At 66.1% G+C, this 15962-nt stretch carries 13 protein-coding genes; 6 read left to right on the top strand and 7 right to left on the bottom strand.

What is annotated here, in order from left to right; genetic code table 11:
• Positions 1–7 precede the first annotated feature (7 nt).
• On the bottom strand, positions 8–454 hold the full coding sequence (locus tag AC5Y49_RS19625; protein ID WP_499890030.1) for a universal stress protein: 447 nt from the start codon (positions 452–454) through the stop codon (positions 8–10).
• Positions 455–796: 342 nt separating this feature from the next.
• Here AC5Y49_RS19625 and AC5Y49_RS19630 point away from each other — a divergent pair, with 342 nt between their 5' ends.
• The gene (locus tag AC5Y49_RS19630) at positions 797–2167 is read left to right on the top strand and encodes a DUF2254 domain-containing protein (RefSeq protein WP_499890032.1); all 1371 of its coding nucleotides are present in this window, start codon (positions 797–799) and stop codon (positions 2165–2167) included.
• Here the strand turns inward: AC5Y49_RS19630 and AC5Y49_RS19635 are convergent.
• The 3 genes from AC5Y49_RS19635 to uvrB are packed head-to-tail and all read right to left on the bottom strand — an operon-like array spanning position 2164 to position 6636.
• A complete protein-coding gene (locus AC5Y49_RS19635) occupies positions 2164–3033 on the bottom strand; it encodes an SCO6745 family protein (RefSeq protein WP_499890034.1) in 870 nt (289 codons plus the stop codon). The genes AC5Y49_RS19630 and AC5Y49_RS19635 overlap by 4 nt on opposite strands.
• A 10-nt stretch (positions 3034–3043) precedes the next feature.
• Positions 3044–4468, bottom strand: coding sequence for an MFS transporter (locus tag AC5Y49_RS19640; RefSeq protein ID WP_499890035.1), 1425 nt, complete (start codon positions 4466–4468; stop codon positions 3044–3046).
• On the bottom strand, positions 4465–6636 hold the full coding sequence (gene uvrB / locus AC5Y49_RS19645; RefSeq protein ID WP_499890038.1) for an excinuclease ABC subunit UvrB: 2172 nt from the start codon (positions 6634–6636) through the stop codon (positions 4465–4467). The genes AC5Y49_RS19640 and uvrB overlap by 4 nt, the downstream gene beginning before the upstream one ends.
• A gap of 125 nt (positions 6637–6761) precedes the next feature.
• On the opposite strand from uvrB, the gene AC5Y49_RS19650 reads away from it, so the two are divergent.
• The 5 genes from AC5Y49_RS19650 to AC5Y49_RS19670 are packed head-to-tail and all read left to right on the top strand — an operon-like array spanning position 6762 to position 10365.
• Positions 6762–7202, top strand: coding sequence for a ribonuclease FAU-1 family protein (locus AC5Y49_RS19650; RefSeq protein ID WP_499890246.1), 441 nt, complete (start codon positions 6762–6764; stop codon positions 7200–7202).
• A 49-nt stretch (positions 7203–7251) separates the two neighbouring features.
• Positions 7252–8241 carry a non-homologous end-joining DNA ligase gene (gene ligD / locus AC5Y49_RS19655; protein ID WP_499890042.1) on the top strand — a complete coding sequence of 330 codons (990 nt, stop codon included), beginning with the start codon at positions 7252–7254 and terminating at the stop codon, positions 8239–8241.
• Positions 8241–9131, top strand: a complete 891-nt coding sequence (gene ligD, locus AC5Y49_RS19660; protein ID WP_499890045.1) for a non-homologous end-joining DNA ligase — start codon at positions 8241–8243, stop codon at positions 9129–9131. The genes ligD (AC5Y49_RS19655) and ligD (AC5Y49_RS19660) overlap by 1 nt, the downstream gene beginning before the upstream one ends.
• The gene (locus AC5Y49_RS19665) at positions 9124–9903 is read left to right on the top strand and encodes an Fpg/Nei family DNA glycosylase (protein WP_499890048.1); all 780 of its coding nucleotides are present in this window, start codon (positions 9124–9126) and stop codon (positions 9901–9903) included. Before ligD (AC5Y49_RS19660) ends, AC5Y49_RS19665 begins: the two co-directional genes overlap by 8 nt.
• Positions 9904–9951: 48 nt before the next feature.
• Positions 9952–10365, top strand: a complete 414-nt coding sequence (locus AC5Y49_RS19670) for a hypothetical protein (protein WP_499890051.1) — start codon at positions 9952–9954, stop codon at positions 10363–10365.
• On the opposite strand, the gene coaE is transcribed toward AC5Y49_RS19670, so the two are convergent.
• The 3 genes from coaE to polA form a co-directional block, all read right to left on the bottom strand.
• Positions 10358–11575, bottom strand: a complete 1218-nt coding sequence (coaE, locus tag AC5Y49_RS19675; RefSeq protein ID WP_499890054.1) for a dephospho-CoA kinase — start codon at positions 11573–11575, stop codon at positions 10358–10360. The genes AC5Y49_RS19670 and coaE overlap by 8 nt on opposite strands.
• 5 nt (positions 11576–11580) lie before the next feature.
• Positions 11581–13017, bottom strand: a complete 1437-nt coding sequence (gene rpsA, locus AC5Y49_RS19680) for a 30S ribosomal protein S1 (RefSeq protein ID WP_499890057.1) — start codon at positions 13015–13017, stop codon at positions 11581–11583.
• Positions 13018–13194: 177 nt separating this feature from the next.
• Positions 13195–15858: a DNA polymerase I gene (polA, locus tag AC5Y49_RS19685; RefSeq protein ID WP_499890248.1), complete on the bottom strand. Its 2664-nt coding sequence runs from the start codon at positions 15856–15858 to the stop codon at positions 13195–13197.
• Positions 15859–15962 lie beyond the last annotated feature (104 nt).

Raw genomic sequence — 15962 nt, forward strand, 5'->3', positions numbered from 1 at the left:
ATGCAGCTCACGTGGTGGTGTGCACGATCAAGACGTCGACCTTGGCCCGACGCGAGACGTTGGCCGGCACCGAGCCCAGCAGCCGGCCGGCAATCGTGTTCAAGCCGACGTTGCCCACCACCAACAGGTCGGCTTGGACCTCCTCGGCGAGGCCGACCAGCGCGTCGACCGGGGCGCCGACCACAGACCGCTCCTCGATATTCTGCGCGCCCGCGGCGCTCGCCCGATCCTTGGCCTCGCGCAGGATCGAATAGATCGGGGCGCTGCCCGACACCTTGTAGCTTTCGTCCTTCAAGACGTCGGCGGCACGCGGGTCGTCGTGCTGGGGCAGGTAGGCCGTCGCGATGATCAATTGCGCGTTCGCCCCGGCGGCGATGGTGCCCGCCCGGTCGACCGCGCGCAGCGACGAGTCCGAGCCGTCGGTTCCTACCACCACGGTCCGATAGGCGCTCATTTACCCTCCCAGGTGTCGGTTGCTACGCCAACCCAAGACAGTATCGCTTCGCCGGATGCAGATGGTTGATTTGCGACACACCGAATAGGCGGCGCCACCGGCGTGCGGTCGACGCTGTGAGCGTCACTGTAATCGGCGGATGTCCAGTGCGGATGAAATTCCTTGCCCGGCAAAAGGGTTGTTGACGCGCCCACCAGGGGTAATCCCCTTACCAAAGGAGCCTTACAGTGACAGACAACATGGCTGTACCGTTACTCGACGAGCCTGCGACCGCGATCGCCCGCTCGGGCAGGCCGAGCGCCGGCAATTCCGCTTCGCCCAGCTCATCATGTCAGTGCACTGATGAGTAAACCGTTGCACCGTAAGCGTTTTCGTATCCGCACTGATCTGGGACTGCGTGGATCCGCAGTGGCCTACCGGTTCCGGGAGAGCCTATTCCTGTTGCCCGTCGTCCTGGTGATCGGCGGAATCGGCCTGGCCCTCGTCACCGGGGCGGTCGACAACGCCTTGGGCGCAGAGACGCGCGTTCCGTTGACGATCGCAATGGACATCGACGTCGCCACCTGGCTGTTGAGCACCATCGCCGGCGCGACCATCACCACCGCGGGCGTCATCTTCTCGCTGACCATCGTGAGCCTGCAGCTGGCGAGTTCACAGCTGTCGCCCCGAGTGATGCGGTCGTTCATCCGGGACCGGCTCAGCCAGGTCGTCATCGGGCTGCTGGTGGCGACGTTCGTGTACTGCGTTCTCACCCTGCCGCGCATCAACGGTCATGCGATGGAGCTGGCACCGCGGGTGTCGGTGACGGTCGCCGTCGTGCTGACCATCGTCACGGTGGTCACGATCATCGCGCATGTCGACCACCTCGCTCACCGCTTGGAGGTGGGCCGGGTGGTGCGCGACATCGCCGCGGAGGGCCGAGCGGTGATCGACGCTGTCGCGGCCACCGCCGGACGCGAGCAATCAGCGTCCGACGTCGACATGACGCCACCGGCGGAGTCGTTGCGAATCACCTCGCGCGTCGACGGTTGGGTGAGCCGAATCGACACTGACCGGCTGCTGGCCGCGGTGCCCGAGCGGACGACGGTGCGGCTCGACACGCGCGTGGGTGCCTATGTGCATCAAGGCGAACCGCTGGTGACCGTGTGGCCGTCTCCGGCGCGAGCCGATCAGGTTCGACGCCGGCTGGCCGCGACGATCGCGGTGACCGGCGGCCGCACCATGCAGCAAGACGTTGACTTCTCGTTTCGGCAATTGGTCGACATCGGGCTGCGGGCGCTCAGCACCGCGATCAACGACCCGACCACCGCGGTGGAGGCAACCCTGCGTGTCGGCAGTCTGCTACGCCGACTGCTCGTCGCCCCTCCGTTAGCTCGGGCGATATCCGGGCCGGAAGACCGAATTCTGTTGCGGCCGTGGGAACTCGATCCCGAGGAGTACATCGCCCACGGTTTCGACCAACTGCGCCACGTCGCCCCGACGCAGCCGCTGGTCGCAGCGACGATCCTTCGCGTATTGCGGATGCTGATCGTGCACGTCGAACATGCCGGCCGACCGGAACTGGTGCCGGCATTGCACAAGCAAATCGACATGCTGCTGGGGTCGCTGGAGAAAACTCCGGGGCTTCATCCTGACGACCTGGCTCGATTACATGCCATTGGTGCCGACACCACCGACCCGGCCGATCACAGCCACCGCCGCTTGACGCCCTAGCGATGTTCGCCGTGACGGGGCCCGAACAGTCCGGCGGGGAACACGTCGGCGGCTTGGACTGCGGCACGGATCACTGTGGCGAAGCTGACCAGTTCGTCAGCCTGGTCGGCGGTCATCGTCCGCCACGGTGCGTACCCCAACTCGTCGGTGAGATCTTCGATGCGGGAACGCAACTCGGTGCCGTCCGGCGCCAGTTCGCCGGTACTGCCCAGGATGCCTCGTGAGGTCAGGCCCTGCGCCGCGGCGTTCCATTGATCGACGCTCCACCCGCGCATCCGCCGCGCGTAGTCGGCGTTGAAGCCGATTCCTGTTGCAGTGTGGGTGATCAGCGCCTCCAAACCGCTGAGGCCGTTGGAAACCAGCGCGGCGATATGCCCGTCGCCGCGGTACTCACGCAACAACGTGATCGCGTGCCACAACTGGGCGACCGGGCTCTCGGGCCACGGCAGCTCGGCGTGGCCGGCGTACAACGGCCGGCCGTCTGCGTTGGGAATCGCTTCCGCGATCCCCCGCAACAATGCCGCCGCACGCCCCAATTCCGCAGACTGCGTGAGCTTCTCACCGAGCACCCGTGGCAACGCCGCCGCAACGATCTCGTAGCGCACCCTGGTCACCGTCGCCGGCGACGCCAGTTCCCAGGCGGCCGGAATGGCGCTGGCGACCAATTGTGCGTTGAAGTTATAGAACGTGGCCGCAACGACATTCGCCGAAACCGCGCCCATCGGCGCGGACCGGCCGGCGAAGTAGTGCGTCCGGAAATCCATGCCCAGCTCGCCGAATTTCTCGTTGGCCTCGGGCAGGAAGTAGACGACAGAGTGCAATGCGTCCAGCGAGCGGGTCAGCCGTCCGGCGGCGAAGGCGTCCACGCTGCTGAGACTAGCCCGGCGCCGCCGCCGTGCAGCGGTGTCCCCGGGTGGCCCGATAGGCGGCCAGTACACCGACCGCGGCCAGCACCGCAAACACGGCGAACAGCCAGCGCGCCGCCATAACGGCGCCGCCTTCGGTGCTGTTGACCACCACGCCGGCCAGCCCCGCACCGAACGCCCCGGAAATCAGCTGGACGGTGTTGATGGCCGCGGCTGCGGCGGGCCCCTCGGCCGGGTCGTCGACGCAGTCCATTGCCCAGGCCGACAAGTGCGGCCACGCCACCCCGATTCCGCTTCCGGTGATCAGCAGCGCTAACGCCCACAGCGCGACGACGCCGACCGGGGCGTTGTCGACCTGGGTGATCGCGCCCAACGCCAAGCCGACTGCCGTGATCAGCGGGGCAGCCGCGACCACGCGGGCAATCACCCGGGCGCCTTTCAGCGAGGCGCTGACGATCTCGCTGACCGTCCAGCCGACGGCCAGCGCCGCGCCCAGAAATCCGGCCACCACCGGAATCAGGTGGGCCAGTCGTTGACCGAACAGCGGCACGTACATGTCGACCATCGCCGCCCCCATCAGCAGCGCCATGGTCACGTAGATCCATTTCAGCGGACCCGATCCGAACGCGCTGCGGGGCAACACCGCGGCGGCCATCCGCCGGTCGACCACCACGAACCCCGCGACCAGCAGCACGCTGATCGTGAGCAACGCGACGGTGGCGATGTTGTTGTTGTGCGGGACTTCCGCGACGCTGATCGCCAGCGCCGCCGCACCGAGCAGCAGCAGCGACCACACCGGCACCCTGAGCGCCGGGGAGCGCTCGCTCTGGTCGACCCGGCGCGCTGATAACACGATGGGGACCAGCACACCCATCGCCGCGGTCAACACCGCCACCGTGCCGAATGCCCAGCGCCACTGGCCGAATTGGGCGAAGATGCCGCCCACCGCCGGGCCGACCACCGTCGCGACTCCCCACATCGCGGAGACCAGCGCCGAAGCGCGGGTCCACAGCACCCGCGGCAGTGCCGAGTTGATGACCGCATAGCCCAGTCCGGCCAGCAGCCCGCCCGCCGCGCCCTGCACGGTGCGCCCCGCCAGCAGAATTTCCATGGTCGGCGCCGTCGCGCACATCAGGCTGCCGATCCCGAAAACCACCACGCCCAACAGATACGACGTGCGGGCGCCGAACCGCTGCAGCGAGGCGTAGACCGTGGTGGCGGCGACCACCGACCCCACCAAGTACAGCGTGGTCACCCAGGCGTACAACCGTTCGCCCCCGATGTCGGCGACCGTGCTGGGCAGCAGGCTGATCGTCAGGAACTCGTTGGTGGCACACAGCGCCACTCCACCGGCCAGCAGCGTCGAGGTCCCGAGATACCTGCGGCCGAGTAGCGCCCGCCAACTGCCGGCGGTCTCGATGACGGGTGAGCTCACTTCAGACCGGCAGCATCCATACCGCGCAGTTCTTTTTTCAGGTCGGCAATCTCGTCGCGGAACCGCGCGGCCAGCTCGAACTGCAGGTCACGGGCTGCGGCCATCATCTGTGCAGTGAGGTCTTTGATCAGGTCGGCCAGCTCGGCGCGCGGCATGTTGGTCGTGTCGCGGCCTTCGAACACGCCGCCGCTGACCGCCCGCCCCGGTGCGCCCTGGGCGCGCCGCCCTCGCGACGCATTGCGGCCGGAGCCGCCGATCTCGACGGTGTCAGAGTCGTCGGCCTCGCGATAGACCTGGTCGAGAATGTCGGCGATCTTCTTGCGCAGCGGCTGCGGATCGATGCCGTTGGCCTCGTTGTAGGCGATCTGCTTGGCGCGCCGCCGTTCGGTCTCGTCGATGGCCTCTTTCATCGAATCGGTCATCGTGTCGGCGTACATGTGCACTTCGCCGGACACGTTGCGGGCGGCGCGGCCGATGGTCTGGATCAGGCTTCGCGACGAACGCAGGAAGCCTTCCTTGTCGGCGTCGAGGATCGACACCAGCGACACCTCCGGCAGGTCGAGACCCTCACGCAGCAGGTTGATGCCGACCAGCACGTCGTAGTCGCCCAGCCGCAGCTGGCGCAGCAACTCGACTCGGCGCAGCGTGTCGACCTCGGAGTGCAGGTAGCGCACCCGGATGCCCATCTCCAGCAGATAGTCGGTGAGGTCTTCGGCCATCTTCTTGGTCAGCGTCGTCACCAGCACCCGCTGGTCGGCCTCGGTGCGCTTGCGGATCTCGCCGATCAGGTCGTCGATCTGGCCCTTGGTCGGTTTCACCACGACCTTCGGGTCGACCAGACCGGTGGGCCGGATCACCTGTTCGACGAACTCCCCGCCGGACTGGCTGAGCTCGTAGGGGCCCGGGGTGGCCGACAAATACACCGTCTGCCCGATCCGCGATGCGAACTCTTCCCAGGTCAGCGGGCGGTTGTCGACGGCAGACGGCAACCGGAAGCCGTAATCGACCAGATTGCGTTTCCGCGAAATGTCGCCCTCGTACATGCCGCCGATCTGCGGCACGGTCACGTGCGACTCGTCGATGACCAGCAAGAAGTCCTCGGGGAAGTAGTCGAGCAACGTCGCCGGAGCCGAGCCGGCGGGACGGGCATCGATATGCCGCGAATAGTTCTCGATGCCGGAGCAGAACCCGACTTGGCGCATCATCTCGACGTCGTAGTTGGTGCGCATCCGCAACCGCTGAGCCTCCAGCAGCTTGCCTTGTCCTTCCAGTTCGGCCAGCCGCTCGGCCAGCTCCTCCTCGATGGTGGAGATCGCGTGCGCCATCCGCTCCGGGCCGGCGACATAGTGGGTAGCTGGGAAGATCCGCAGCGAGTCGACCTGACGAATCACATCACCGGTCAGCGGGTGCAGGTAGTAGAGCGCCTCGATCTCGTCACCGAAGAACTCGATGCGGACTGCCAGCTCCTCGTAGGACGGAATGATTTCGACGGTGTCGCCGCGCACCCGGAACGAGCCGCGGGTGAAGGACAGATCGTTGCGGGTGTACTGCACGTCCACCAGCAGCCGCAGCAGACCGTCCCGGGGAACCTCGCTGCCCACCTGCAGTTCGACGGAGCGGTCCAAGTACGACTGCGGTGTGCCCAGACCGTAGATGCACGACACCGAAGCCACCACCACCACGTCGCGCCGGGACAGCAGCGCCGAGGTGGCGGAGTGGCGCAGCCGCTCCACGTCGTCGTTGATCGAGCTGTCCTTCTCGATGTAGGTGTCGGTCTGCGCGATGTAGGCCTCGGGCTGGTAATAGTCGTAGTACGACACGAAGTACTCAACAGCGTTGTGCGGCAACATCTCTCGAAGCTCATTGGCCAACTGCGCGGCCAGCGTTTTGTTGGGTGCCATCACCAGGGTGGGCCGCTGCAGTCGTTCGATCAGCCACGCGGTGGTGGCCGACTTGCCGGTGCCGGTGGCGCCGAGCAGTACCACGTCGCGCTCCCCCGACTGGATCCGTCGCTCGAGTTCGTCGATGGCGGCCGGCTGGTCTCCCGCCGGCGCGTGCGGGCTGACCACCTCGAAGTGGCCGCCGACACGCACCAGCCCTTCCACCGCCTCTTCGGCTGGGCGGTACTCCGAGTGCGCGACCACCGGGTGTTCGGTAGCAAAAGCCATATCAAAAGCCTAGAACGAGATGCCGACAGGGATCGTTCCCGCGGCTTATCCTGACTGCTATCCATCCGCCCAAGCACGAGACGTTCGACCTGGTGGCCCGCACCAACACCGACCCAAAGGGCATCGTGCGGGCCGTCGACCAGTACACCGTGTGCCGGTGGGGCCTGTATATGGCGCGGCCCACACCCGGCCGCGCCCAATTCCACTACCTCGAATCGTGGCTGCTGCCGTCGCTGGGCGTGCGTGCCAGTGTCTTCCATTTCAATCCAGGCCATGAACGCGACCACGACTACTACCTGGACATCGGCGAATACACGCCCGGACCGGCCATCTGGCGGTCCGAAGACCGCTATCTCGACTTGGAGATCCGTACCGGCGTCGCGGTGCAGCTCGCCGATGTCGACGAGTTGCTGGTTGCCGTCCGACACAACCTGCTGAGGCCCGACGCCGCCGAACAGGCGGTGCGACGCGCTGTGGACACCGTCGACGGTCTGTCCCGGCATGGCTACGACCTGCAACGCTGGCTGACCAGCAAGGGCATGACGCTCAGCTGGCGTGACGCGTAGCGCGCGACCGAGGCGGGTACCTCCGAGGCATGGGCCTTAGCGAGTCGTCGTGATCGAATTACCGGGCGACCTTCGCGAAGGGCTACCAGACGAGCCGGTGCCCAGCTGGCGGACGCCGACCCTGGCCACCCTCACCGATCGGCGGTTTTCGGATCCGCGCTGGATCTTCGAGCGCAAATTCGACGGCGAACGCTGCCTGGCGTTTCGCGACGGCGACAAGGTGCGGCTGCTGTCGCGCAATCGGCACTCGCTCAACGGAACCTATCCCGAGCTGGTGGACGCACTTGCCGCCCAGTCGGCGTCCCGATTCGTCGTCGACGGCGAGGTGGTCGCTTTCGAAGGCCGACGCACCAGCTTCGCCCGCCTGCAGGGCCGGTTGGGCATCACCAACCCCAACCAGGCGCGCGCCACCGGCATCCCGGTCTACTACTACATTTTCGACCTGCTGCATCTGGATGGGCAGCGCACTACCGAGCTGTCATTGAGCTGGCGTAAGCGGCTGCTGCGTGACGCCTTTCAATACGGCGATCCGCTGCGGTTCACACCGCACCGGGTAAAGAACGGTGAGGCCGCCTACCAGGCTGCCTGCGCCCGCGGCGACGAGGGAGTGATCGCCAAGCTGGCCGACGCGCCTTATGAGGGCCGCCGATCGGCCAATTGGCTGAAGTTCAAATGCGTCCGCGACCAAGAGTTTGTGATCGGCGGCTACACCGCCCCGAAGGGCAGCCGAGTCGGGCTGGGGGCGCTGCTGGTCGGCTACTACGACGGGCCTGAGCTGGTCTACGCCGGCAAAGTGGGGACCGGATTCGACGACGCGACGCTGCGCAGCCTGCACAAGCGGTTGTCGGCTCTTGAGCAAGACACGTCGCCGTTCATCCGCGGCCGGGTCCGAGAACTCAAAACACATTGGGTACGACCAACACTCGTCGCCGAGGTAGGGTTCACCGAGTGGACCCGCGAGGGCAAGCTGCGCCATCCGCGCTACATCGGACTGCGGACCGATAAGGCCGCCGACGAGGTGGTGCGGGAGACCCGCTGATGCCACGTATCGACGTCGCGATCACCCACCCGGACCGGGTGCTGTTTCCAGCCGACGGGATCACCAAACGCGATCTCGTCGACTACTACTGCCAGGTGGCCGATGTGATGCTGCCGCACCTGAGAGACAGACCGTTGACGTTGCAGCGGTTCCCCCGTGGCATCGACGAAAGTGGGTTTGTCCAGCAAGACTTCGCTGACTCGATGCCGGCATGGATGAGCTCGGCAGAAGTCGCCAAGGAGGGTGGCAGTGTGGTGCATCCAGTGGCGCACCGGCCAGAAGCGCTGGCATGGCTGGCCAACCAGAACTGCATCACCTTGCACGCGTGGCAGTCGCGGCGGGACCGACTGGATAGGCCGGACCGACTGGTATTCGACTTCGACCCGTCCGGCAATGATTTCGCGGTGGTGCGGGCCACGGCCCGCGCGACCGCCGATGTGCTGACCGACCTCGGTCTGGCAACCTACGTGCAAACCACCGGATCGCGCGGTCTGCATGTCGTCGTGCCGTTGCGCGCAGACGCTGACTTCGATGCGGTCCGGCAATTCGCCCGCGACGTCGCAGACATCGTCGTGGCCGACGATCCGGCGCACCGCACCATTGAGGCCCGCAAGAGCAAGCGCGGCGAACGGGTATACCTCGATATCATGCGAAATGCCTACGCACAGACCGCGGTCGCACCGTACTCGGTGCGGGCCCGTGCGGGTGCGCCAGTGGCAACCCCGGTGGAGTGGGACGAATTGGGCGCTCGGGGCATGCGACCGGACCGGTTCACGCTGCGCGACCTTCCCAAACGGCTGGCCGGGCAACGTGATCCGTGGATCGATATGCGCCGGCATGCGCGTTCGCTGACCAGCCCGATGCGGCGATTGGCGAAACGTCGTGCCTGAACTGCCCGATGTGGAGGGCTTTCGCCGCGAGCTGGCCGGCACGCTGCCCGGCCGTCGGGTGCAACGCGTTGAGGTGCGCGACCCGGGAATCCTGCGCAATACCACCGCCGGGGCACTGGAGCGGGCATTGAAAGGCCGTCGCTTCGGAGCGCCGCGCCGGCACGGCAAGTGGCTGATCCTGCCGACCGACGGCCCGACGCTGATGATTCACAGCGGTATGACCGGACATCCGTACTATGCGCCTGACGGCGCGAAGACGGAAGGCCAAGAACGACTGGTGGTCTCGCTGGACCGCGGCGAGCTGCGATACCTCGACCAGCGCAAGTTGCGCGGAGTCTGGTTGGCCGACAGCGAAGATGACACCGCCGGTGTGATGGGCCCGCTGGGCCCAGATGCCATGAACATCAACCTGCCGGAATTTCGCGCCATATTGTCGGGCCGGCGTGGCGGGTTGAAAGCGACACTGCTGGATCAGTTCGTGATCGCCGGGCTCGGCAATCTGCTCGTCGACGAAATCTGCTGGCGGACACGGCTGCATCCGTCTCGACCGGTTGCGACGCTTGACGCCGACGAAGTCAAGCAGCTGCACACCGCCATGCGGCGGGTGCTGCGAACCGCGATACGGCATGGCTGCGTACCCGGATTGCCGCGGTGGCTGACCGGTGTGCGCGACGAACCGGATCCAAGCTGTCCGCGCTGCGGCACGCGGCTGGTTCGCGGTAAGGTCGGCGGCCGAACGTCACTGTGGTGCTCGCACTGCCAGCCACGGTAATTGGCTACCGGTGCCTACTATCTGCCGTTGCGGGTAATCTCTGCAGTCATGAGCTTCACCACGCAGCACGGGATGACGATCGTCATTCTGGCAGCCGCAGCGGCCGCATCGCAGTTAACTCCCCCCGCCGCAATGGCCGATCTGCACAACGTCACCTACATAGCCCGGGTCGACGGGGTCGCGCCCGGCGCGCAGGCCACCTTCCGGATCCACGACGACGAGACCAGCAGCTCCGGCCTGGGGTCGATGCCCGGCAACACATTCGAGGCCAATACGGTGCTGGCCGATCCCGCGAAGGCTGGCATGCAGGTGTCGATCCGCTGGCCGTATTCGGCGAATGTGCACTGTGAGGTGGACGTCGACGACAACGTCGCCGCGCAGGTCGACCAGTTCGTCCGTCCCACGCCGGGCAATGCCGACCCGATGAACGGCGTGCTGGCCTGCGGCGCGCCGCTCAGCTAGGCCGCCACTTAACCGCGTCGGCCCACTGCCAGGCCCGACGGTAGCCCTCGGCGAACCAGGGCTCCTTCGCGTCGGCGTAGGACGCACTGGTCGGATGCTCCTGGGCGGCGATTTGGCGCTTGGCGGCCAGATAGCTGGCTTGCTCGTCGGGATTGGCCTTCAGCCAGTCGACGAATAGCAGCGCGAATTGTTGGTTGGGCCAGCCGTCGACCCGCAGATGGAGGTAGGTGGGCCGGCCGGGATCTGCCGAGCCGTGAATCCGCTTGTGCCACAAAACCGCATCATCGCTGTGGTCGTAGCTTTCGACGGTGCTTCGAGCCTCGGGTTTGACTATGTCGCCGACGGTGTTGTTGATTCGCGGGTATCCCATCGGGAGTAGGGCCTGCGCGAGTTCATCGGCAACCGCTAATGATTCGACGGTGACTTGGATGTCGATGGAATCCTTGGCGTCCAGGACCGGCACCGCAGTCGATCCGATGTGGTCGACACGCAACGCCTTTGAGCCACACGCCGCTTCGATGCGGGCGATGATACGCCGGGCCTGGGCGGGCCACGTCGGGTCGGCCGGCGCGAGGCGCGCGGGTGCACGGACAACTTCTCCGGCGCTCAGATTGCGTGCGAACGGCACGATTCGGTGATTCCACACTTCACGGGCACGCTCGGCCAGTTCCTCTGGCGTACCCGAGTTGTCCAGCCAGACGTCGGCGACCGCGCGCCGCTGCTCGTCGGTGGCCTGGGCGGCGATGCGGGCGCGCGCGTCGGACTCGGCCATGCCGCGTTGTTCGACTAGTCGCTGAAGCCGCAGTTCGGCGTCGGCGTCGACCACAACGACCAGCGGGAACAACGGCGCCATCCCGGACTCCACCAGCAGCGGAATGTCTTCGACGATGACCGAGTCTTCGGGAACGGCCGCGATGATCTCCTCGCGGCGCCTGCCCACCAGCGGGTGGACGATGCCATTGAGGACCGAGCGGGATGCGTCGTCCTGAAATGCCTTGGCTGCCAATGCCGGCCGGTCCAGTGCACCGTCGGGCAGCAGAATGTCCTCACCGAACGCATCGACGAGCGCCGAAAGCCCTTCGGTTCCCGGCTCCACCACCTCGCGGGCGATGACGTCGGCATCGACGATGACTCCGCCGCATTCCCCAAAAGTCGAAGTGACCGCAGATTTACCGGCGCCGATCCCTCCGGTCAGCCCGATCCGAAGCATTCGGGCTAGGCGCTGCCGGCGAGCTTCTCCCGCAGCGCCGCAAGCTGCGCGTCGCTGGCCAGTGAGCCGCCCTGCTGTTCTTCGGACGGCGCACCGTTGGCCGGTGCATGCTCGGCCTCGGCGTGCTCGGCAGCGGCGAACTTCTCCATCTGCGCGGTGTGCATCTTGTGCCGGCGCTCGGCCTCGGCGTAGCGGGCCTCCCACTCCTGGCGCTGCGCGTCGAAGCCCTCGAGCCACTCGTTCGTCTCGGAATCGAAGCCCTCGGGGAAGATGTAGTTGCCCTGCTCGTCGTAGCTGTCCGCCATGCCGTACTTGGCCGGGTCGAACTCTTCGGTGTAGTCCTCGTTGGCCTGCTTGAGCGACAGCGAAATGCGGCGCCGCTCCAGATCGATGTCGATGACCTTGACCATCGCGTCGTCGCCGACGGCGACCACCTGATCGGGAACCTCGACATGGCGCTCGGCCAGCTCGGAGATGTGCACCAGACCTTCGATGCCCTCTTCGACGCGGACGAACGCCCCGAACGGCACCAGCTTGGTGACCTTGCCGGGCACGATCTGGCCGATGGCGTGAGTGCGGGCGAAGTGCCGCCAGGGGTCTTCCTGAGTCGCTTTGAGCGACAACGAAACCCGCTCGCGGTCCATATCGACGTCGAGCACCTCGACGGTGACCTCGTCGCCAACCTGCACCACCTCGGAGGGGTGGTCGATGTGCTTCCAGGACAGCTCGGAGACGTGCACCAGACCGTCGACCCCGCCGAGGTCGACGAACGCACCGAAGTTGACGATCGAGGACACCACGCCCTTGCGGATGGCGCCCTTCTGCAACTGGTTGAGGAACTCGCTGCGCACCTCGGATTGGGTCTGTTCCAGCCAGGCCCGGCGGGACAGCACGACGTTGTTGCGGTTCTTGTCCAGCTCAATGATCTTGGCTTCGATCTCCTTGCCGATGTACGGCTGCAAATCACGCACCCGGCGCATCTCGACCAGCGACGCCGGCAGGAAGCCGCGCAATCCGATGTCGAGGATCAGGCCACCCTTGACGACCTCGATGACGGTGCCCTTGACGGCCTCGTCCTTCTCTTTGAGCGCCTCGATCGTGCCCCAGGCGCGCTCGTACTGCGCGCGCTTCTTGGACAGGATCAGCCGGCCCTCTTTGTCCTCCTTGGTGAGGACCAGAGCCTCGACCTCATCGCCGACGGACACCACCTCATTGGGGTCGACGTCGTGCTTGATGGACAGTTCGCGAGACGGGATGACGCCTTCGGTCTTGTACCCGATGTCGAGCAGGACCTCGTCCCGGTCGACCTTGACGATGGTCCCTTCGACGATGTCGCCATCGTTGAAGTACTTGATTGTTTTATCGATGGCGGCTAGGAAGTCCTCGCTCGAACCGATGTCGTTGACGGCTACTTGGGGCGAGGTGACGGTGGGACTCGGCATATGGGGGGTTGCTCCGGACAGGTTTGGTCGTAGGGACAGTGCTTGGTAGTACCCGTCGAGGCTACTCGACATGCCACATGCTGGCCAAACTGGCGTTCGGCGCGCGCCGAGTGTGAACGGGTTGCGAAAAAGTCGCCGAAATCTCGCAGCCGCTTCACGCTCGGCGTTTCACGCAGGTCAGTGCGCGGCCGCGTCCCAGCTGCGGCCATAGCCCAGCGACACCTCGAGCGGTACATCAAGCGGGTAGGCGCCGCACATTTGCTCGCGCACCAAGGCTTCCAGCTGCGCACGCTCACCGGGCGCGATTTCGAAGAGCAATTCGTCGTGTACCTGCAGCAACATCCGTGATGCCAGGCCGGCGTCGGCGAGCGCTTTGTCGACCTGGATCATCGCCACCTTGATGATGTCGGCGGCGCTGCCCTGGATCGGCGCGTTGAGCGCGGCGCGCTCGGCGGCCTCGCGCACCTGACGATTGCTGCTGTCCAGTTCAGGCAGGTAGCGCCGGCGACCGAGCACCGTCGAGGTGTAGCCGTCTTTGCGGGCCTGTTCGACAACCGCCATCAAGTAGTCGCGCACGCCGCCGAACCGGGCGAAGTAGGCGTCCATCTGGTCCTTGGCCTCTTCGGTGGAGATCTTCAGCTGCTGCGAGAGGCCGTAGGCGCTCAGCCCGTAGGCCAACCCGTAGGACATCGCCTTGACCCGCCGGCGCAGCTCGCCGGTGACCTCCTCGATCGGAACTCCGAAGGCCCGGGATGCGACGAAGGAGTGCAGATCCTCACCGGTACGGAAGGCCTCGATGAGCCCGGCGTCCTGCGAGAGGTGCGCCATGATCCGCATCTCGATCTGGCTGTAGTCGGCGGTCATCAGTTCGCCGTAGCCGTCGCCGACGATGAATGCGTCGCGGATCTGGCGCCCGGCATCGGTGCGGATCGGAATGTTCTGCAGGTTGGGCTCGGTCGACGAAAGGCGGCCCGTCGCGGCGATGGTTTGGTTGAACGTGGTGTGGATGCGCCCGTCGGCGGCAACCGAATTCAGCAGCCCGTCGACGGTGACCTTCAACCGGGTCACGTCGCGGTGGGTGAGCAGATGCCGCAGGAACGGGTGTCCGGTCTTGTCGAACAGCGACTGCAGGGCGTCGGCATCGGTGGTGTATCCGGTCTTGGTGCGCTTGGTTTTCGGCATTTCCAGTTCGTCGAACAGCACCACTTGCAGCTGTTTTGGTGAGCCAAGGTTGATCTGCTTGCCGATCACCGCGTATGCCGCTTCTGCGGCATCGCGGATCTGATCGCCGAATTGGCTTTGCAGCGCGCTCAATTGGTCGAGGTCGACGGCGATACCGGCGGCTTCCATGCCCGCCAGCACCCCTTGAACCGGCAACTCCATCTGGCCCAGCAGCGACGTCGAGTCGATGCGGTCCAGCTCGGCGTCGAGCGCGTCAGCCAGATCGATAACAGCGCGAGCCCGCAGGATGGCGGTCTGGATAGCCTGGCCGTCGACGCCGTCGGTATCGTCCAGCAGTGAAAGTTGCTGCTGCTCAGGGGCTTCCGCACGCAATTCGCGACGCAGATAACGCAGCGACAGATCGTCGAGGGTGAAGCTGCGCTGCCCCGGTCGGACCAGATAAGCGGCCAACGCGGTGTCGGAGGTGACGCCGTTGAGTGTCCAGCCGCGCCCGGCCAGATCGTGGATGGCCAGCTTGGCCTCGTGCAGCGCCTTGGGCTTGTCGTGGTCGGCGAGCCAGGCGGCCAGGGCAGCCTCGTCGTCGGGTGTCAGCGTGGCGGTGTCGATGTAGCCGCCGTCGCCGTCGGCGGCGGCGATGGCCAGCGCGGTGGCGTCGCCGTCAGAGGCGACGTGTGAGCCGACCACGGTAAGACCGGACCGGCGCCCGTCGCCGGCGTGCTCGGCCAGCCACTGGCCGACTGCGCCGGGTTCCAGGGCACCGCCCCGAACGTCGAATCCCTCTTCCACTTCGGGTTCGACAGCGGCCAGGGTTTCGAAGAGCCGGTCCCGCAACACCCGAAATTCCAGCTGGTCGAAGAGCTGGTGGATCTGGTCACGGTCCCACGGCTGCATCCGCAGCGTGTCGGGGGTCTGCGCCAGCGGCACGTCTTTCACCAGGTCGGTGAGCTCGCGATTGCGCACCACGCCGGCCAGATGGGCACGTAGCGCGTCGCCGACTTTGCCTCTGACACTGTCGACGTTGTCGACCAGTGATTGCAGCGACCCGTATTCGACGATCCACTTCGACGCCGTCTTCTCCCCCACCCCCGGAATCCCCGGCAGATTGTCGCTGGGGTCCCCGCGCAGCGCGGCGAAGTCGGGATACTGCTTGGGCGTCAGCCCATATTTCTCGACCACGGCCTCGGGGGTGAAGCGGGTCAGCTCGCTGACGCCCTTGCGTGGATAAAGCACCGTGACGTCGTCGCTGACCAGTTGCAGCGAGTCGCGGTCGCCGGTGACCACCAGAACGCGGTAGCCCTCGTTTTCGGCCTGGGTGGCCAACGTCGCGATCAAATCGTCGGCTTCGAAGCCCGCCTCGGCGAGCACGGTAATACCAAGTGCGGCAAGGACTTCCTTGGTGACATCAATTTGGCCGTGGAACTCGTCAGGAGTCGTCGAGCGGTTGGCCTTGTACTCCGGGTAACGCTCGGAGCGAAAGGTCTGCCGCGACACATCGAACGCGGCGGCGACATGCGTCGGCGACTCGTCGCGCAACAGGTTGATCAGCATGGCGGTGAACCCGTAGACCGCGTTGGTAGTCAGCCCACCCGCGGTCTTGAAGTTCTCCGCCGGCAGCGCATAGAACGCCCGGAACGCCAGCGAATTGCCGTCCAGCAGCATCAACGTCGGCTTGTCGTCGGCGGCCTGGGCGGCCGGTGCCTTCCTGCTCGCGGTCTTCGCTGGGCTCACGGGCTCAACTCTAGGCACCGGGTCCGACGCTGCGC

It is taken from the genome of Mycobacterium sp. NGS62, assembly GCF_059812285.1.